General features: G+C 61.5%; 18 protein-coding genes and 1 riboswitch. Of the genes, 16 read left to right on the forward strand and 2 right to left on the reverse strand.

Annotation, left to right across the window (positions count from 1 at the left end; all coding sequences use genetic code 11):
- The first annotated feature begins 181 nt into the window (after positions 1 to 181).
- From ACA072_RS08290 to ACA072_RS08315, 6 genes are all read left to right on the forward strand, one after another.
- Positions 182 to 1,243, forward strand: coding sequence for a DUF2066 domain-containing protein (locus ACA072_RS08290; RefSeq protein ID WP_497623929.1), 1,062 nt, complete (start codon positions 182 to 184; stop codon positions 1,241 to 1,243).
- A 38-nt stretch (positions 1,244 to 1,281) separates the two neighbouring features.
- Complete coding sequence (locus tag ACA072_RS08295) at positions 1,282 to 2,355, forward strand: AI-2E family transporter (RefSeq protein WP_497623930.1); 1,074 nt, start codon at positions 1,282 to 1,284, stop codon at positions 2,353 to 2,355.
- Between the two features lie 230 nt (positions 2,356 to 2,585).
- Positions 2,586 to 3,290 (forward strand): DnaA regulatory inactivator Hda, encoded by a 705-nt coding sequence (hda, locus tag ACA072_RS08300; protein WP_010456804.1) that lies wholly within the window; start codon positions 2,586 to 2,588, stop codon positions 3,288 to 3,290.
- 214 nt (positions 3,291 to 3,504) lie between these two features.
- Complete coding sequence (locus ACA072_RS08305) at positions 3,505 to 4,146, forward strand: C40 family peptidase (RefSeq protein ID WP_497334683.1); 642 nt, start codon at positions 3,505 to 3,507, stop codon at positions 4,144 to 4,146.
- Between the two features lie 222 nt (positions 4,147 to 4,368).
- Entirely contained in the window at positions 4,369 to 4,905 is a 537-nt protein-coding gene (locus ACA072_RS08310; RefSeq protein ID WP_109628654.1) for a C40 family peptidase, read from the forward strand.
- Positions 4,906 to 4,927: 22 nt separating this feature from the next.
- Entirely contained in the window at positions 4,928 to 5,581 is a 654-nt protein-coding gene (locus ACA072_RS08315) for an O-methyltransferase (RefSeq protein WP_497623931.1), read from the forward strand.
- A 44-nt stretch (positions 5,582 to 5,625) separates the two neighbouring features.
- Here the strand turns inward: ACA072_RS08315 and ACA072_RS08320 are convergent, their stop codons facing one another.
- Both ACA072_RS08320 and ACA072_RS08325 read right to left on the reverse strand, forming a co-directional pair.
- Positions 5,626 to 6,939: a PQQ-dependent sugar dehydrogenase gene (locus tag ACA072_RS08320; protein ID WP_497623932.1), complete on the reverse strand. Its 1,314-nt coding sequence runs from the start codon at positions 6,937 to 6,939 to the stop codon at positions 5,626 to 5,628.
- 67 nt (positions 6,940 to 7,006) lie between these two features.
- Positions 7,007 to 7,591 carry a hypothetical protein gene (locus ACA072_RS08325; RefSeq protein WP_497623933.1) on the reverse strand — a complete coding sequence of 195 codons (585 nt, stop codon included), beginning with the start codon at positions 7,589 to 7,591 and terminating at the stop codon, positions 7,007 to 7,009.
- Between the two features lie 156 nt (positions 7,592 to 7,747).
- Positions 7,748 to 7,981, forward strand: a riboswitch (cobalamin riboswitch).
- A gap of 81 nt (positions 7,982 to 8,062) precedes the next feature.
- Here ACA072_RS08325 and cobO point away from each other — a divergent pair.
- From cobO to ACA072_RS08375, 10 genes are all read left to right on the forward strand, one after another.
- Positions 8,063 to 8,674, forward strand: coding sequence for a cob(I)yrinic acid a,c-diamide adenosyltransferase (gene cobO, locus ACA072_RS08330; RefSeq protein WP_131062200.1), 612 nt, complete (start codon positions 8,063 to 8,065; stop codon positions 8,672 to 8,674).
- Positions 8,675 to 8,684: 10 nt separating this feature from the next.
- Positions 8,685 to 10,067: a cobyrinic acid a,c-diamide synthase CobB gene (locus ACA072_RS08335; RefSeq protein ID WP_497623934.1), complete on the forward strand. Its 1,383-nt coding sequence runs from the start codon at positions 8,685 to 8,687 to the stop codon at positions 10,065 to 10,067.
- On the forward strand, positions 10,064 to 10,714 hold the full coding sequence (gene bluB, locus ACA072_RS08340) for a 5,6-dimethylbenzimidazole synthase (RefSeq protein ID WP_497623935.1): 651 nt from the start codon (positions 10,064 to 10,066) through the stop codon (positions 10,712 to 10,714). The genes ACA072_RS08335 and bluB overlap by 4 nt, the downstream gene beginning before the upstream one ends.
- Complete coding sequence (gene cbiB, locus ACA072_RS08345; RefSeq protein WP_497623936.1) at positions 10,711 to 11,619, forward strand: adenosylcobinamide-phosphate synthase CbiB; 909 nt, start codon at positions 10,711 to 10,713, stop codon at positions 11,617 to 11,619. Before bluB ends, cbiB begins: the two co-directional genes overlap by 4 nt.
- Positions 11,612 to 12,604, forward strand: coding sequence for a threonine-phosphate decarboxylase CobD (cobD, locus tag ACA072_RS08350; RefSeq protein WP_497623937.1), 993 nt, complete (start codon positions 11,612 to 11,614; stop codon positions 12,602 to 12,604). The genes cbiB and cobD overlap by 8 nt, the downstream gene beginning before the upstream one ends.
- On the forward strand, positions 12,601 to 14,052 hold the full coding sequence (locus ACA072_RS08355; protein ID WP_497623938.1) for a cobyric acid synthase: 1,452 nt from the start codon (positions 12,601 to 12,603) through the stop codon (positions 14,050 to 14,052). Before cobD ends, ACA072_RS08355 begins: the two co-directional genes overlap by 4 nt.
- A 74-nt stretch (positions 14,053 to 14,126) precedes the next feature.
- The gene (gene cobU, locus ACA072_RS08360; RefSeq protein WP_497623939.1) at positions 14,127 to 14,648 is read left to right on the forward strand and encodes a bifunctional adenosylcobinamide kinase/adenosylcobinamide-phosphate guanylyltransferase; all 522 of its coding nucleotides are present in this window, start codon (positions 14,127 to 14,129) and stop codon (positions 14,646 to 14,648) included.
- Positions 14,645 to 15,700 carry a nicotinate-nucleotide--dimethylbenzimidazole phosphoribosyltransferase gene (gene cobT, locus ACA072_RS08365; protein WP_497623940.1) on the forward strand — a complete coding sequence of 352 codons (1,056 nt, stop codon included), beginning with the start codon at positions 14,645 to 14,647 and terminating at the stop codon, positions 15,698 to 15,700. The genes cobU and cobT overlap by 4 nt, the downstream gene beginning before the upstream one ends.
- Entirely contained in the window at positions 15,697 to 16,272 is a 576-nt protein-coding gene (cobC, locus tag ACA072_RS08370) for an alpha-ribazole phosphatase family protein (protein ID WP_497623941.1), read from the forward strand. Before cobT ends, cobC begins: the two co-directional genes overlap by 4 nt.
- 2 nt (positions 16,273 to 16,274) lie before the next feature.
- Complete coding sequence (locus ACA072_RS08375; protein ID WP_497623942.1) at positions 16,275 to 17,006, forward strand: adenosylcobinamide-GDP ribazoletransferase; 732 nt, start codon at positions 16,275 to 16,277, stop codon at positions 17,004 to 17,006.
- Positions 17,007 to 17,090: the final 84 nt, after the last annotated feature.

The raw sequence follows: 17,090 nt of genomic DNA on the forward strand, positions 1-17,090 counted from the left end.
TGCCCATGTTGGTCGCCTCACCGATGGCTGTATAAGGTATCGCGATTAACCGTCTATCGTTATGACAGTGCGAAAACTTAGTCAGATCGTGGTGAATGTTTTGCGCAGGGACGTGGTCACAGCCTTGTTCGATCCTCTTCATGCGGTCTGTTCCAGCCGCTCTCGTCGTCAGGAATCTTCCATGCGTTTTTTTTCCAGATTTTTATTTGCAGGCTGTTTGTCCCTGGTCAGCCTGGCGAGTCATGCCGAAACCGTCAAAGGCCTGTATCAGGTGCGCGAGCCTGTCAGCAGTCAGTCGGCGGAGGAGCGCAATCAGGCGACCCAGCGCGCGCTCGATACGCTGGTGCTGCGTCTGACCGGCGATCCCAAGGCTGTGCAAAGTCCGGGCTTGGCGGCGCTGCGCAAGGACCCGCAACAGATCATCAGCCAATACGGTTTCGACGCTGGCCCGCCGGAAGTGCTGAAGGTCGATTTCGACCCGGCCACGACCGAGCAAGCCTTGCGCCGCGCCGGGTTGTCGTTGTGGGGGGCGAATCGGCCGTCGATCCTGAGTTGGTGGCTGAACGACTCCGCCGAGGGTTCGAGCCTGGTGGGAGATGGCCAGGCCAGCGCCGCACCGTTGCGTCGTGCAGCACAACATCGTGGTTTGCCGCTGCGTCTGCCGTTGGCCGACCTGAGTGAACAACTGGTCGCTACCGCGCCGAATCTTGAAGGGACGGATGCAGCGCCATTGCGCGGTGCATCGGACCGTTATAACGCTGACGGCTTGCTCGCGGTGCATGCCCGGGAAGAGGGCGGTCAGTGGCAGGCTAAATGGAATTTGTGGCTGGGCGACAAGAAGGAGGCGGGCAGCGTGCAGGGTGCGGACCAGGCTGCTGTGGCTGATGCGGTGATGCTGGCGGTGAGTCAGCGTCTCGCGCCACGGTTTGTCGTCAAGCCGGGCGCTTCGGGCGAACAATTGCTGGAAGTGCAGGGCATGAACCTGGAACGCTACGCCGCCCTCGGGCGCTTGCTGGAGCCTTTTGGTGCGTGCCTGCAAAGTGTCGACGGTGAACGCATTCTCTATCGGGTCAATGGCAGCGCCGAGCAGTTACGCTCGCAGCTGTCCCTGGCGAAGTTGCAAGAGGTGCCGGCCGGTGAGGCGCCAGCTCCGGTAGCGCCTGTGCAGCCGGTGGCCGAGGGTTGGGCGCCTGTGGTGGCGCCAACTCCGGCACGGGTGCCGCAGTTGCGATTCCGTTGGTAAGGTTTTCTTTCTTTATATAGATGCATATGGAGTGGTACATGGCCGATACGCGGCGTTGGTTCTGGTTGGGCGGGGTGGTTCTGCTCTGCGTGTTTGTCTGGTTGTTGCATCCGATCCTGACGCCTTTTCTGGTCGCGCTGCTGCTGGCCTATCTGTTCGATCCGCTGGTGGATCGGCTGGAAAGGGCTGGCCTGTCACGCACCTGGGGCGTGGTGGCGGTGTTCGCGTTGTTCACCTTGATCTTCACGACTTTACTGTTGGTGTTGGTGCCGATGCTCGCCAAGCAGCTGTTTCGCTTGTATGAACTGGCGCCGCAGATGCTCGACTGGCTGCAGCACACCGCACTGCCGTGGGCGCAATCGAAATTCGGACTGTCGGATAATTTCTGGAAGTTCGACAAGCTCAAGGCCGCGATCAGCGAGCACATGGGCCAGACCACCGACATTGTCGGGGTGGTGCTGAGTCAGGCGACGGCTTCCGGGCTGGCGTTGATTGGCTGGCTGGCAAACCTGGTGCTGATCCCGGTGGTGAGTTTCTACCTGCTGCGGGACTGGGACCTGATGATGGCCAAGGTCCGCAGCCTGCTGCCCCGTGAAAACGAAGAACGCATCGTGACCCTGGCCGGTGAATGCCATGAAGTGCTGGGTGCATTCGTGCGCGGGCAGTTGCTGGTAATGGTGGCGCTCGGCGTGATCTACGCGGCGGGCTTGATGCTGGTGGGTCTGGAGCTGGGGCTGTTGATCGGTCTGATCGCAGGCCTGGCGGCCATTGTGCCGTACATGGGCTTTGTCATCGGGATCGGCGCGGCGTTAGTTGCCGGGCTGTTTCAGTTCGGTGGCGATCTGTATCCCATGATCGGCATCGTCGCGGTGTTCATGGTCGGGCAGGCACTGGAAGGCATGGTGCTGACGCCGTTGCTGGTGGGCGATCGTATCGGCCTGCACCCGGTGGCGGTGATCTTCGCCATTCTGGCCGGGGGCGAGCTGTTCGGATTTACCGGCATCTTACTGGCGTTGCCGGTGGCGGCGGTGATCATGGTGCTGGTGCGCCATGTGCATGATTTGTATAAAGATTCGGATATCTACAGTGGTGCCGACGAACCCGAGCTATAAAGGTCGTTGAAGTCTCACGGCGGGCGGCCTGGTTTCTTGCCAGGTTGGCCCGTATCCCCCGCGCTGCTGTCACATGCGCCGCCAAAGAAACTGTCATGAAACCAGGGCGTTAACGCAAACCTTTGATTTTGCTTGTGGTCTGTCGCATTGTGCGACCCGCCCCACGGGTATAAACTTCGCAAACTTTACACAGAGGCCACTAACGGTTCCTTTGGAACTGTTCAGTCAGCATGAAACCGATTCAGCTGCCCCTAGGTGTGCGTCTGCGTGATGACGCTACCTTTATCAATTACTACCCAGGCGCCAATGCCGCTGCACTCGGCTATGTCGAGCGGCTATGCGAAGCCGACGCCGGCTGGACCGAAAGCCTGATTTATCTCTGGGGCAAGGACGGGGTAGGGCGTACGCACTTGTTGCAGGCGGCCTGCCTGCGCTTTGAGCAACTGGGAGAGCCGGCGGTTTATCTGCCGTTGGCCGAGCTGCTGGATCGCGGCATCTCCATTCTCGACAACCTCGAACAATACGAACTGGTCTGCCTCGATGATTTGCAGGCGGTCGCCGGCCGGGCGGATTGGGAAGAGGCGCTGTTCCATCTGTTCAATCGTCTGCGCGACAGCGGTCGGCGTCTGCTGATTGCGGCGTCGACCTCGCCGCGCGAACTGCCGGTGAAGCTGGCTGACTTGAAGTCTCGTCTTACCCTGGCACTGATCTTCCAGATGCGTCCGCTCTCCGACGAAGACAAATTGCGCGCCTTGCAACTGCGTGCTTCCCGTCGCGGCCTGCACCTGACCGATGAAGTCGGGCATTTCATTTTGACCCGCGGTACCCGCAGCATGAGCGCACTTTTCGAATTGCTTGAGCGTCTCGATCAGGCCTCCCTTCAAGCTCAGCGCAAGCTGACGATTCCTTTCCTGAAAGAAACCTTAGGCTGGTAAAACTCAAGCCTGGCGGGGGTTTTGGCGAATTTCCGGCGTCAGAAAATCCGCTTTCCTACAAGTCGTAGGCTGCGCAGGCGTCTAAAAGGGGCTTAAGCGCTTAGATGTAAACGCGGAACCAGGAAGTCACATAAAGTTCGATTGAATTTGCAAATGAGGATGATAGCGGGCATAGTCGCGGCTTCTTTACCCACTATCAGCCACGGTCGTGCCCATGCTAAAGCGCTTCGCACCCCTCGTGCCTCTCGCACTCGTCACCCTGTTGTTCGGTTGCGCTGCCCACTCCCCAGTGACCCAGCAAGAGCAACAACAGCAGGTCAAGAATTCAGTTACCGCCCAGTCCTCTTCCGTTCTTTTCCAGGAAGATCTTTACCAGGACGGCGTGGCCACCGACAAAGAACTGGCAAACTTCGCCGACGGCAAGTCGTACCAGCTTCCGGTTCTGGCCGACAGCATCCTCGAACGTGGCATGTCCCTGATCGGTACCCGTTACCGTTTCGGCGGCACCTCCGAGGCTGGCTTCGATTGCAGCGGTTTCATCGGTTATCTGTTCCGTGAAGAAGCCGGCATGAACCTGCCGCGCTCCACTCGCGAAATGATCAATGTGGATGCGCCGCTGGTGGCTCGCAGCGCGCTGAAGCCGGGCGACCTGCTGTTCTTCGCCACCAATGGTCGTCGCGGTCGTGTCAGTCACGCCGGGATCTACCTGGGTGACAACCAGTTCATCCACTCCAGCAGCCGCAAAAGCGGTGGTGTCCGGGTCGATAGCCTGGGCGACAGCTACTGGAGCAAGACCTTCATCGAAGCCAAGCGCGCACTCGCGATGGCCCCGACCGTGGTCACGGCACGCAAGTAAATCTTCAGCCTGTCGCCACGTCAGTGGCGACAAAAAGTCTCTTCGCAACGAAGTAGGCGGACAGTTTGTAAGGCGAACTTAAAGTCTTACTTGAAGTTTGGCCCATAGCCGCTAGAATCCAGATCTATTATTGATGGCAAACCGCCTGCGTCCTGCGCAGGCGGTTTTCTTTTCTGTCTTCCCGGCAGAAAAAAGCCGCAGCCAGATCAGGATGTTCTGCTAATGACGATGTCGGCCCGCCTCACCATCATGCTCTTCGCAGCGCTGCTCAGCGCTTGCGCCAGTCGCACACCGCCTCCTGCGCCGGTGGTTCGCGCCCCCATTGTTTTCGGTAACCCGCAACCCTTTTCCCCCGAGGCAGAAGACGTGCTGTTCCGCGCGCTGGGCCTGGTGGGCACGCCGTATCGTTGGGGTGGCAACACGCCGGATTCGGGCTTCGATTGCAGCGGTCTGATCGGTTACGTCTACCGTGATGTCACCGGTATTTCCCTGCCGCGTACCACCCGCGAAATGATCAGCATGCAGGCGGCCAGCGTCGGCAAGGAAGGCCTGCAGACCGGTGACCTGATCTTCTTTGCCACCAACGGTGGCTCCCAGGTCAGCCATGCCGGTATCTACGTCGGCGAAGGTCGCTTCGTTCATGCGCCCGCCACTGGTGGCACGGTGAAGCTCGACAGCCTGTCCAAGGCTTACTGGCAGAAGGCATATCTGAGCGCCAAGCGTGTTCTGCAGCCTGAGCATTTGGCGCGCAATCCGTAGCATTCTGTCCGAAGAGGTCGTCATGACCGCCCGCACGCTCAATCTCGACGATTCCCTGTATCAATACCTGCTCGACGTTTCCCTGAGGGAAACGCCGCTGCTCAAGCGCTTGCGCGACGAAACCCAGGCAATGCCGATGGCGCGCTGGCAGGTGGCGCCGGAGCAGGGGCAGTTCCTCGCTTTACTGGTCAAACTCATTGGCGCGAAGCGATTGCTGGAAGTCGGCACGTTCACCGGTTACAGCGCCTTGTGCATGGCCGCTGCGTTGCCGCAGGACGGTTCGCTGATCTGCTGTGATATCCCCGGCGACTACAACGCTATCGCGCGTCGTTATTGGCAGGAGGCGGGGCTCGCCCATCGCATCGATCTGCGTCTGGCGCCTGCGCTGGAAACCCTGGCTCAGCTGGATCAACCGGGGCAATTCGATCTGATCTTCATCGATGCTGACAAAGCTAACTATCCGGGCTATCTGGAGCATGCGCTGCGTTTGCTGCGCATCGGCGGGCTGGCGGTGTTCGATAACACGCTGTGGAGCGGGCGGGTGCTTGAAAAGGATCCCGAAAGCGCAGACACCCGAGCCATCCAGGCGCTCAATCGCGCCTTGAAGGATGACTCGCGTGTGGATCTGTCGTTGTTGCCGCTAGGAGATGGTTTAACTCTGTGTCGTAAAAAGTAAGTGCTGAGCCGCTCCCACATTAGTTATGTATTGGCAGCTTGAGATTACTTGGCTGCGGAAACCCGCCACACCTTGTTCCCCACATCATCGGCCACCAGCAAACCCCCTTGCTGATCAATCACCACGCCCACAGGCCGGCCCATGGCTTTCTCATCCTCATTGAGGAAACCTGTCAGCACATCCACCGGTTGCCCGGTCGGTTTACCGCCCGCGAACGGGACGAAAATCACCTTATAGCCACTGTGTGGCTTGCGGTTCCACGAGCCGTGCTGACCGATGAAGGCGCCTTCCTTGAACTGCGCTGGAAGCGAGTTGCCCTCGGCAAACGACAGGCCCAGCGACGCGGTATGCGGGCCGACCGCGTAGTCCGGCGCAATGGCCTTGGCCACCAGGTCCGGGTTTTGCGGCTCGACGCGAATGTCGACGTGCTGGCCGTAATAGCTGAAGGGCCAGCCGTAGAATCCGCCGTCTTTCACCGAAGTGATGTAGTCCGGCACCAGATCACTGCCAATTTCGTCCCGCTCATTGACCGCCGTCCACAAGGCACCGGTCTGCGGTTCCCAGGCTAGACCGTTTGGATTGCGAATCCCCGAGGCGAAGATGCGGTGATTGCCGGTGGCGCGATCCACTTCCCAGATCGCCGCGCGACCTTCTTCCTGGTCCAGGCCGTTTTCGCCAACGTTGCTGTTGGAGCCGACCGTGACGTACAGCTTGCTCCCGTCCTTGCTGGCGATGACGTTTTTGGTCCAGTGGTGATTCAACGTGCCGCCCGGCAGGTCGACCACCTTGATCGGCTGCGACTTGATTGCCGTGGCGCCGTTTTCATAGTGAAAGCGCAGCAAGCGATCGGTGTCGGCGACGTACAGGTCATTGCCGACCAGGGTCATGCCGAACGGCGAATTGAGGTTTTCCAGGAACACCGTGCGGGTTTCGGCGATGCCATCGTGGTCCTTGTCCCGCAGCAGCGTGATGCGGTTCGGGCTGGGGACGCCGGCACCGGCACGGCCCATGACTTTGCCCATTACCCAGCCGCGAATGCCTTTGCCGTCATCGGGTTTCGGTGGCGCGTTGGTTTCGGCCACCAGCACGTCGCCGTTGGGCAGCACGTAGAGCCAGCGCGGGTGATCGAGCCCTTCGGCGAATGCCGCCACTTGAGTGCCCGCCGCAGGAGTGGGTTTCGCGCCCTCCGGCCAGCCGATCGCCGGGGCGATATTCACCGTCGGGATCAGGGTTTTGTTGGGTTCTGGCAACTTGGGTGACGGGCCGGTGCCGTCGGAGACTTGCAAGCTGGAGGTTTCACCACAAGCGGCGAGCCCTCCGGCGAGCGCGATGACGAGAACGAGCTGGGGCTTGCGCATGCGGATCTTCCCTATGAATGCATTGACTTAATCATAGAGAAGATTTGAAGCGCGATGGTTCAACCGGTCAGCCGCGGGCTTCCTTGAACAGCACGGCGATGCCGGGGTGATAGTTGCCGGCTTCATTGCGCAACTTGCGATAGGCGTACGGGAAATACCAGGCCACGGCGCAGCTGTGTTCTTTTTGCAGGTCGTCGACCATGTCCTGAAGTTCTTCCGGTGTCGCGCTCTGCTGGGCCTTTTGGGGCGCAACAAACAAGCAGCCGAGTTTCAGGTCGCTGGCGTAGCTGATGCGTTTGGCGTTGCTGGTGATGTCCTGCAGCGCCTGGCTCAGGTTCAGGCTATTGACCTTCGGCCAACGTTGAGTGGCCTGAAGGTAGGCGCGTTCTTCGGGGGAGGCGATAAACAGATCGGCACGGCCGTTGCGTTCGCCTTCTTCGTTCTGCTTGCGCGTTGTGGTTTGTTGCAACGTGACCATTTCCGCCATCCAGGCCGCGGCGGAGAGCAAGCCAAGGTTGGCTTTTTCGTCGTACCAGTAAGGCGTATCGTTATCGCCGCGCACCGCATTGTAGCGGTCTATACAGTCAAACCAGCGTTCCAGCACCGGTCGCAGGAATTCCAGCTTCGGATTGCTGATGATCATGCCTTGCATGTTGCTCACCCTTTGTAATTGTGATGTTGGGTTGTGGCGCTTTGATATCACTGCTGACAGTGTGGTGCAAGTTGGGGTGTCAGTAAATTGACCGGCGGCAGTATATCGCTCGCCCGCGCTTTGTCTTCAATTGACGCTCCACCCCCAACCCTCTAACCTTCGCGGCTTGTTTCAGGTGCTCTGTGGCGAAGGTCGACAGAGTGAAACAGGGAAGCCGGTGAGTGACCATCTTCAAGCGACGAAACGTCACGATCCCGGCGCTGCCCCCGCAACGGTAAATGAGTAAAGATTGCGCCTTGAGCCACTGTGTCGACTGTCGACATGGGAAGGCGCGCAGTCCGGCGCAAGCCGCTCATGAGCCCGGAGACCGGCCTGATTCATCCAACGGCATCACGGTGGGCGATGCCAGGCTTCTTGCCGTCTATTCTTGTGCCTGCCCGCCGTTATCCAGCCTCAACGGAGAGCTCCCCCATGACTGATTCCCCTGATCGTGACGAACGCCATCTGGCGCGCATGCAGCGCAAAAAAGCCGTGATCGACGAACGCATCGCCAACTCGCCGAACGAGTGCGGCCTGCTGCTGGTACTGACCGGCAACGGCAAAGGCAAGAGCAGCTCGGCCTTCGGCATGCTCGCCCGCTCCATGGGGCACGGCATGCAGTGCGGCGTGGTGCAGTTCATCAAGGGCCGCAACAGTACCGGCGAAGAGCTGTTCTTCCGCCGCTTCCCGGAGCAGGTGCGTTTTCATGTGATGGGCGAGGGCTTCACCTGGGAAACCCAGGACCGCCAGCGTGACATCGCCGCCGCCGAAGCCGCTTGGGAAGTGTCCCGCGAACTGCTGCGCGATCCATCGATCGGCCTGGTGGTGCTGGATGAGTTGAACATTGCGCTCAAGCACGGTTACCTCGACCTCGATCAAGTGCTCACTGACTTGCAGGCGCGTCCGCCGATGCAACATGTGGTGGTCACCGGTCGCGGCGCCAAACCGGAGATGATCGAACTGGCCGACACGGTCACCGAAATGGGCGTGATCAAACACGCATTCCAGGCCGGGATCAAAGCGCAAAAAGGCGTCGAGTTGTGAGCTGCACTTTATGAATAGCCATCGTCAATGCCCGGCGGTATTGATTGCCGCGCCGGCCTCCGGTCAGGGCAAGACCACCGTCACCGCCGCGCTGGCCCGTTTGCATCGCAATCAGGGGCGCAAGGTTCGCGTGTTCAAGTGCGGCCCGGACTTTCTCGACCCGATGATTCTCGAGCGCGCCAGCGGTGCGCCGGTGTATCAACTGGACATGTGGATGGTCGGCGAGCAGGAAAGTCGTCGACTGTTGTGGGAAGCCGCCGGTGAGGCCGACCTGATCCTCATCGAAGGCGTCATGGGCCTTTTCGACGGCACGCCGTCCAGCGCGGACCTGGCGCGGCACTTCGGTGTGCCGGTGCTCGGTGTGATCGACGGCACGGCGATGGCGCAGACTTTCGGTGCGCTGGCGTTGGGGTTGGCCAAGTATCAGCCGGACTTGCCGTTTGCCGGTGTGTTGGCCAACCGTGTTGGCACGCTGCGCCACGCGCAATTGCTGGAAGGCAGCTTGACGGAAGGCTTGCGCTGGTACGGCGCGTTGTCGCGTGAGACCGGGATTGAATTGCCGAGTCGTCATCTCGGTCTGGTCCAGGCCAGCGAGTTGAACGATCTCGACCTGCGCCTCGATGCCGCGGCCCAATCGCTGGCCAGCAGTTGCGACGTGGCGCTGCCGCCGCCCGTGGAATTTGCGGCACCTGAAATGATCGTCGCCGAGCCTTTGCTGGCCGGCGTGCGAATCGCCGTGGCCCGTGATGAAGCGTTTGCTTTCACCTACGGCGCGAGCCTGGATTTGCTGCGGGCCATGGGCGCCGAATTGCTGTTTTTCTCGCCGATCCGCGATGCTGATTTGCCAGAGGCGGACAGCCTTTATTTGCCGGGCGGTTATCCGGAATTGCACCATGTGGCGCTGTCACAGAACACCTCGATGCTCAATGCTATCCGCGCCCATCATGCCGCCGGCAAACCGTTGCTGGCCGAATGTGGCGGGATGTTGTACCTGCTCGATTCGTTGACCGACGTCGAAGGCACTCGCGCTGAATTGGTCGGTTTGCTGGCCGGTGATGCGGTGATGCAGAAACGTCTGGCTGCGCTGGCGCTGCAAGCCGTTGAGTTGCCGGAAGGTTCGTTGCGCGGGCACACCTATCACCATTCGTTGACCAGCACCGAGCTTGAGCCGATTGCTCGTGGGCTGAGCCCGAACGGCGGGCGTGGGGCGGAGGCGGTTTATCGTGAGGGGCGGATGACGGCTTCCTACGTCCACTTCTATTTCCCGTCCAATCCGAACGCGATCGCTGCACTATTTCTTCCCGACTTCAGGGACGCCTTCGCGAGCAAGCCCGCTCCCACATTGGATCACCTAACCCCTGTGGGAGCGGGCTTGCTCGCGAAGAGGCCATGACCGACAACGCATTTTCCGAAGCCGAACGCGAAGCGGTTTATAGGACAATTGCCGAACGCCGCGACATGCGCCACTTCAGCGGCGGCACCGTCGAGCCCGAGTTACTGCAGCGCCTGCTCGAAGCAGCCCATCAAGCCCCCAGCGTCGGCCTGATGCAGCCCTGGCGGTTCATCCGCATCAGCGACCGGGCCCTGCGCGGCAAGATCCAGCAACTGGTGGAAGAAGAACGCATCCGCACCGCCGAAGCCCTCGGCGAGCGCACCGACGAATTCATGAAGCTCAAGGTCGAAGGCATCAACGATTGCGCCGAGGTGCTGGTCGCCGCGCTGATGGATGATCGCGAACGCCACATCTTTGGCCGTCGCACCTTGCCGGAAATGGACATGGCCTCGTTGTCCTGCGCGATCCAGAACCTCTGGCTGGCCTCCCGCGCTGAAGGTCTGGGCATGGGCTGGGTGTCGCTGTTCGAGCCGCAAGCACTGGCGGACTTGCTGGGTTTACCCGCCGGAGCCAAGCCGTTGGCAGTTCTTTGCCTCGGCCCGGTCAAGGAATTCTATCCGGCGCCGATGCTGGTACTCGAAGGGTGGGCGCAGGCGCGTCCGCTCAGTGAGTTGCTGTATGAAAATTATTGGGGAGTGAGTCAATGAGTGTGGCGTTATTGAGTGTCGCCGCGGTGGCGCTGGACGCGCTGCTGGGCGAACCCAAACGCTGGCATCCGCTGGTGGCGTTCGGCCGTTTTGCCGACCGCATCGAGCGACGTTTCAATGGTGAGGGGCGCGGCTGGCGCAGTCACGGCGTCACCGCTTGGGTGATTGCGGTGTTGCCGCTGACCTTGCTGGCCACGGCGTTTTCCTGGGCGCCTTATGTCGGCTGGGTGGTCGAGATTCTCGCGCTCTATTGCGCGCTCGGCATGCGCAGCCTCGGCGAACATGTCGAGCCGGTGGCCAAGGCCCTGCGCAGCGATGATCTGGAGGAGGCGCGCACACGTGTCGGCTATCTGGTCAGCCGCCAGACCAGCGAGCTGGATAAAACCGAAGTCGCCCGCGCCGCCACCGAATCAGTCCTGGAAAACGGCAGCGATGCGGTATTTGCTGCGCTGTTCTGGTTTGCCGTGGCCGGCGCACCCGGCGTGGTGCTCTATCGCTTGAGCAACACCCTGGACGCGATGTGGGGTTATCGCAACGAACGCTTCGAACGTTTCGGCTGGGCGGCGGCGAAAATCGACGATGTCCTCAACTACATTCCTGCGCGCCTGGTGGCGTTGACCTACGCGCTGCTGGGCAAAACCCGACTGGCGTTGAAATGTTGGCGCACCCAGGGCCCGACCTGGGACAGCCCGAACGCCGGGCCGGTGATGGCGGCCGGTGCCGGTGCACTCGGCGTCGAGTTGGGCGGGGCGGCGATCTATCACGGTGAACTGCATCAGCGTCCGCAACTGGGCGAAGGTGTGCCGGCGGATGCCGACTCCATCGACCGTGGCTGGCAATTGGTCCAGCGCGGGGTATGGTTATGGCTGCTGATTCTCTGCGTGGGAGCTGAATTCTATGCTTGAGCACGGTGGCCGCTTGCGCAAGGCGGCGCTCGAATACGGCATTGCCGAAGCCGATTGGCTGGACCTGTCCAGCGGCCTCGCGCCGTGGCCATTCCCGATCCCGGAAATCCCGCTGCGGGCCTGGGCGCGCTTGCCGGAAACCGATGACGGTCTGGAGCAGGCAGCCTGCGATTATTACGGCGCCGCCCAGGTGCTGCCGGTTGCCGGTTCGCAAATGGCCATCCAGTTGCTGCCGCGTCTGCGCCGGGCCGGCAAGGTCGGCGTGCTGTCGCCGTGCTACGCCGAACACGCGGAAGCGTGGCGGCGCAACGGCTACATTGTGCGCGAAGTGCTGGAGCAGGAGGTCGACTTCTATATCGACAGCCTCGACGTGCTGGTGGTGGTCAATCCCAACAACCCGACAGGCCTGAGCCTGACCCCGAGTCGCCTGCTCGACTGGCATGCCCGACTGGCCTCGCGCGGTGGCTGGCTGGTGGTGGACGAGGCGTTCATGGACAACACGCCGACGCTGAGCCTGGCGCCGTTTGCCCATCTGGTCGGTTTGATTGTGCTGCGTTCCTTCGGCAAGTTTTTTGGCCTGGCCGGTGTGCGGCTGGGCTTTGTCCTGGCTGAGCGCAAGCTGCTCAAATTACTCGCCGAGCAGGTCGGGCCGTGGGCGGTCAGCGGGCCGACACGGGTGCTAGGCCAAGCCTGTTTGCTGGACACCGAAGGCCACGCCAGGCAGCGGGTACGCAGCGAAGTGGCCAGCGAACGATTGGCGCTGTTGCTCGGGCAGTATGGTTTGCAGCCGCAGGGTGGCTGCGCCTTGTTTCAATGGCTGATCACCGAGCGTGCCGAAGCGCTGCACGAGTTCATGGCGAGGCGCGGCATCTTGCTGCGGCTGTTCACCCACAACAGTAGCGTGCGTTTTGGCTTGCCTGCGGATGAGGCCGATTGGCAGCGTCTCGAACTGGCGCTTCAAGACTACGTCAAGGAATCCCAATGACCACGCTAATGGTGCAAGGCACCACGTCCGACGCCGGTAAAAGCACCCTGGTGACGGCGTTGTGCCGCTGGGTCACGCGTCAGGGCGTGAGCGTCGTGCCGTTCAAACCGCAGAACATGGCGCTCAACAGTGCCGTGACCGCCGACGGTGGCGAGATCGGTCGCGCCCAGGCCGTGCAAGCCCAGGCGGCCAACCTTGAGCCGCACACCGACATGAACCCGGTACTGCTCAAACCCAACAGCGACACCGGCGCCCAAGTGATCATTCATGGTCGCGCAGTCACAACGATGAACGCGGTGGCCTATCACGACTACAAAACCATCGCCATGCAAGCGGTGCTGGCCTCCCATGAACGATTGAGCGCGGCCTATCCGGTGGTGATGGTCGAAGGCGCGGGCTCGCCGGCCGAGATCAATCTGCGTACCGGCGACATCGCCAACATGGGCTTTGCCGAAGCGGTGGATTGTCCGGTGGTGTTGATTGCCGACATCAATCGCGGCGGGGTATTCGCGCATCTGGTGGGCACGCTGGAATTGCTGTCGCCCACCGAACAGGCACGGGTCAAAGGCTTCATCATCAACCGTTTTCGCGGCGACATCGCTTTGCTGCAACCGGGACTGGACTGGCTGGAAGCGCGCACCGGCAAACCGGTGATCGGCGTGCTGCCGTATGTGATGGATTTGCACCTGGAAGCCGAGGACGGCATCGATCAGCGCCAGACCGACAAGGCTGAGCGCGTGGTGAAAGTGGTGGTGCCGGTATTGCCGCGCATCAGCAACCACACCGATTTCGATCCGCTGCGCCTGCATCCGCAAGTGGACTTGCAATTCATCGGCCCTGGCCAGGCGATCCCGCCGGCCGACCTGATCATCCTCCCCGGCTCAAAAAGCGTGCGTAGCGACCTCGAGTATCTGCGTGCCAATGGCTGGGACGCGGCCATCAGTCGTCATCTGCGCTACGGCGGCAAAGTGCTGGGGATTTGCGGCGGACTGCAAATGCTCGGTGAGCAGGTGCATGACCCGCTGGGCCTCGAAGGCGCGCCGGGTTCCAGTGCCGGTCTGGGCTTGCTGGCGTTTGAAACGCAGCTCGAAGAAGAGAAGCAATTGCGCAATGTGCGCGGTCGTCTGGCGCTGGAAGATGCTGAAGTCAGCGGTTACGAAATTCATGCCGGAGTCACCACCGGGCCGGCGCTGGAAAATGCTGCGGTGCAGCTGGACGATGGTCGCTGTGATGGCGCGCAAAGTACTGACGGGCAGATTTTCGGCACCTACTTGCATGGCCTGTTCGAATCTCCGGTAGCGTGCAGTGCGCTGCTGCGTTGGGCGGGTTTGCAGAATGTGCAGGACGTGGATTACCACGGGTTGCGCGAGCGGGATATCGAGCGGTTGGCGGATTTGGTGGAGAAGCATTTGGATACCGCGTTGTTGCGTGAGCTCTGTGGGATTTAGGGTGGTTTCACTGGCGTCTTCGACTTGCTCGCGAAGGCGCCAGTCGCCTCACCGCACATTTATAGGATGTAACCATGCTGCAACTGATCCTCGGCGGCGCCCGTTCCGGCAAAAGTCGACTCGCTGAAAAACTCGCCTCCGACAGTGGCCTGGCAGTGACCTACATCGCCACCAGCCAACCGCTGGACGGTGAAATGAACGAGCGGGTCGCCCATCACCGCGCCCGTCGCCCGACCGAATGGGCGTTGATCGAAGAGCCCATCGAACTCGCCCGAGTGCTGCGCGAAACCGCCCGCGCCGAGCGTTGCCTGCTGGTGGATTGCCTGACCCTGTGGATGACCAATCTACTGATGCTCGACAACGCCGAACGCCTCATCGCAGAGCGCGAAGCCTTGCTGGGCTGCCTGGCGTCATTGCCGGGTGAAATCATTTTTGTCAGCAACGAGACCGGAATGGGTGTCGTGCCGCTGGGCGAATTGACTCGCCGCTATGTCGATGAAGCCGGTTGGCTGCATCAAGCCCTGGCCGAGTGCTGCCAACGTGTCGTCCTGACCGTCGCCGGCCTGCCCCTGACTTTGAAAGGAACTGCGTTATGACTCAATCCTGGTGGCTGAACCCGAGCAAGCCGATCGATGCGCAAGCTGTCGAACAGGCGCAGGCCCGTCAACAGCAGCTGACCAAGCCCGCCGGTTCCCTCGGCCGACTCGAATCGGTGGCCGTGCAATTGGCGGGACTGCAGGGGCAGGTCAAACCGAGTCTTGATCAGTTGTGGATTGCCATTTTTGCCGGTGACCATGGCGTTGTGGCTGAGGGCGTGTCGGCATTTCCTCAGGAAGTCACCGGGCAGATGCTGCATAACTTCGTCAGCGGTGGTGCGGCAATCAGCGTGCTGGCGCGCCAGCTCGGTGCGTCCCTGGAAGTGGTCGACCTCGGTACAGTGACGCCATCGTTGAACCTGCCGGGCGTGCGTCACCTCAACATCGGTGCGGGCACTGCCAATTTCGTGGAAGGTCCGGCCATGACTCAGGCCCAGGGCGAACTCGCTTTGCAAGCCGGTCGCGACAGCGTGCAGCGTGCGGTCGCCGCCGGTGCGCAGCTGTTTATCGGTGGTGAGATGGGCATCGGCAACACCACCGCAGCCAGTGCGCTGGCCTGTGCCTTGCTCGATTGCCCGGTGGTGCATCTGGCCGGGCCGGGCACCGGCTTGAACGCGGCGGGGGTCAGCCATAAAGCGCAGGTCATCGAACGTGCCTTGGCATTGCACGGCGCTCAGCGCGGTGATGCACTGCAAACCCTGTTCAACCTCGGCGGTTTTGAAATTGCGGCGTTGGTCGGTGCGTATCTGGCGTGTGCCCAGGAGGGCGTTGCGGTGCTGGTGGACGGCTTTATTTGCAGCGTCGCCGCGTTGGTGGCAGTGCGCTTGAACCCTGAATGCCGCGAGTGGTTGTTGTTCGGCCATCGCGGTGCCGAGCCGGGCCATCGTCATGTGCTGGAAACCCTCAACGCCGAGCCGCTGCTGGACCTCGGCCTGCGGCTGGGCGAGGGCAGTGGCGCTGCGTTGGCCGTGCCGTTGCTGCGCCTGGCTTGTGATCTTCACGGGCAAATGGCGACCTTCGCCGAAGCAGCGGTGGCGGACCGTCCGGCATGACGTTGCGCCTGGATCTTCTGCGCCACGGTGAAACCGAGCTCGGTGGCGGTTTGCGCGGCAGCCTAGACGATGCGCTGACCGCCAAGGGCTGGGAGCAGATGCGCGCGGCGGTGGTCGGACATGGGCCGTGGGATCGGTTGATCAGTTCGCCATTGCAACGCTGTGCGCGGTTTGCTGATGAACTCGGTGCTCAGCTGGGCTTGTCTGTACACCTCGATAAGGATCTGCAAGAACTGCACTTCGGTGCCTGGGAAGGAAAGCGCGCGGCGGCACTGATGGAGACTGACGCTGAAGGGTTGGGCCTGTTCTGGGCCGATCCTTATTCCTTTACGCCTCCTGAGGGCGAGCCGGTCGGAGATTTTTCGACGCGGGTGCTGGCGGCGGTGGAGCGTCTGCACGCGACGTATGCGGGCGAACGGATTTTGTTGATCAGCCATGGCGGCGTCATGCGTTTGTTGCTGGCTCAGGCGCGGGGTTTGCCGCGAGAGCAGTTGCTGAATGTCGAGGTCGGCCATGGCTCGCTGTTTTCGTTGCGCGTCGAGTCAGGCGTCATTCTCAAGGAAGCGACCTGACCATGTTGCCGTTCTGGATCGCCCTGCAATTTCTCAGCAGTCTGCCGATTCGTCTGTCCGGCATGCCCGCGCCTCAGGAACTGGGTCGGTCGCTGCTGTTTTATCCGCTGGTCGGGCTGCTGTTCGGCGTTATTTTATGGGCGCTGAACGGGTTGTTACTGGGCACGCCTTTGTTGCTTCACGCCGCGTTGCTGCTGACGGTTTGGGTACTGCTAAGCGGCGCGTTGCACCTGGACGGTCTGGCCGATAGCGCCGACGCATGGCTCGGTGGCTTCGGCGACCGCGAGCGCACGCTGACCATCATGAAAGACCCGCGCAGCGGGCCGATTGCGGTGGTGACGCTGGTGCTGGTGTTGCTGCTCAAATTCGCCGCGTTGCTGGCGTTGATCGAGCAGCAGCACAGCGTTGTGCTGATCATCGTTCCGCTGATTGGCCGCAGCGCGCTGCTGGGGTTGTTCCTGACCACGCCGTATGTGCGTGCCGGCGGGTTGGGGCAGGCGCTGGCCGATCATTTGCCTCGTTCAGCGGGTAAGCAGGTGTTGGCGGTCAGTGCGTTGGCATGTGTGCTGATCGCAGGGTTCAGCGGTGTCTGGGCGCTGTTGCTGGCGGCGGGCATGTTCGTTTGGTTGCGGCAGGTGATGCTGCGACGATTGGGTGGGACGACGGGGGATACGGCCGGGGCGATGCTGGAGTTGCTGGAGATGGCGGTGTTGGTAGGATTGGCGTTGGTCTGAGGTTTTTGTGCTGGGTGTGCGGGCCTCTTCGCGAGCAAGCCCGCTCCCACAGTAGATCTTCAGTGAACGCAGAATTTATGTACG

Source organism: Pseudomonas sp. LBUM1656, from assembly GCF_059716065.1.

Bases quoted from the DNA above. Each gene is read 5' to 3' on its own strand.
- ACA072_RS08290 (WP_497623929.1), top strand. From the start codon at position 182: ATGCGTTTTTTTTCCAGATTTTTATTTGCAGGCTGTTTGTCCCTGGTC.
- ACA072_RS08295 (WP_497623930.1), top strand. From the start codon at position 1,282: ATGGCCGATACGCGGCGTTGGTTCTGGTTGGGCGGGGTGGTTCTGCTC.
- hda (WP_010456804.1), top strand. From the start codon at position 2,586: ATGAAACCGATTCAGCTGCCCCTAGGTGTGCGTCTGCGTGATGACGCT.
- ACA072_RS08305 (WP_497334683.1), top strand. From the start codon at position 3,505: ATGCTAAAGCGCTTCGCACCCCTCGTGCCTCTCGCACTCGTCACCCTG.
- ACA072_RS08310 (WP_109628654.1), top strand. From the start codon at position 4,369: ATGACGATGTCGGCCCGCCTCACCATCATGCTCTTCGCAGCGCTGCTC.
- ACA072_RS08315 (WP_497623931.1), top strand. From the start codon at position 4,928: ATGACCGCCCGCACGCTCAATCTCGACGATTCCCTGTATCAATACCTG.
- ACA072_RS08320 (WP_497623932.1), bottom strand. From the start codon at position 6,939: ATGCGCAAGCCCCAGCTCGTTCTCGTCATCGCGCTCGCCGGAGGGCTC.
- ACA072_RS08325 (WP_497623933.1), bottom strand. From the start codon at position 7,591: ATGCAAGGCATGATCATCAGCAATCCGAAGCTGGAATTCCTGCGACCG.
- cobO (WP_131062200.1), top strand. From the start codon at position 8,063: ATGACTGATTCCCCTGATCGTGACGAACGCCATCTGGCGCGCATGCAG.
- ACA072_RS08335 (WP_497623934.1), top strand. From the start codon at position 8,685: ATGAATAGCCATCGTCAATGCCCGGCGGTATTGATTGCCGCGCCGGCC.
- bluB (WP_497623935.1), top strand. From the start codon at position 10,064: ATGACCGACAACGCATTTTCCGAAGCCGAACGCGAAGCGGTTTATAGG.
- cbiB (WP_497623936.1), top strand. From the start codon at position 10,711: ATGAGTGTGGCGTTATTGAGTGTCGCCGCGGTGGCGCTGGACGCGCTG.
- cobD (WP_497623937.1), top strand. From the start codon at position 11,612: ATGCTTGAGCACGGTGGCCGCTTGCGCAAGGCGGCGCTCGAATACGGC.
- ACA072_RS08355 (WP_497623938.1), top strand. From the start codon at position 12,601: ATGACCACGCTAATGGTGCAAGGCACCACGTCCGACGCCGGTAAAAGC.
- cobU (WP_497623939.1), top strand. From the start codon at position 14,127: ATGCTGCAACTGATCCTCGGCGGCGCCCGTTCCGGCAAAAGTCGACTC.
- cobT (WP_497623940.1), top strand. From the start codon at position 14,645: ATGACTCAATCCTGGTGGCTGAACCCGAGCAAGCCGATCGATGCGCAA.
- cobC (WP_497623941.1), top strand. From the start codon at position 15,697: ATGACGTTGCGCCTGGATCTTCTGCGCCACGGTGAAACCGAGCTCGGT.
- ACA072_RS08375 (WP_497623942.1), top strand. From the start codon at position 16,275: ATGTTGCCGTTCTGGATCGCCCTGCAATTTCTCAGCAGTCTGCCGATT.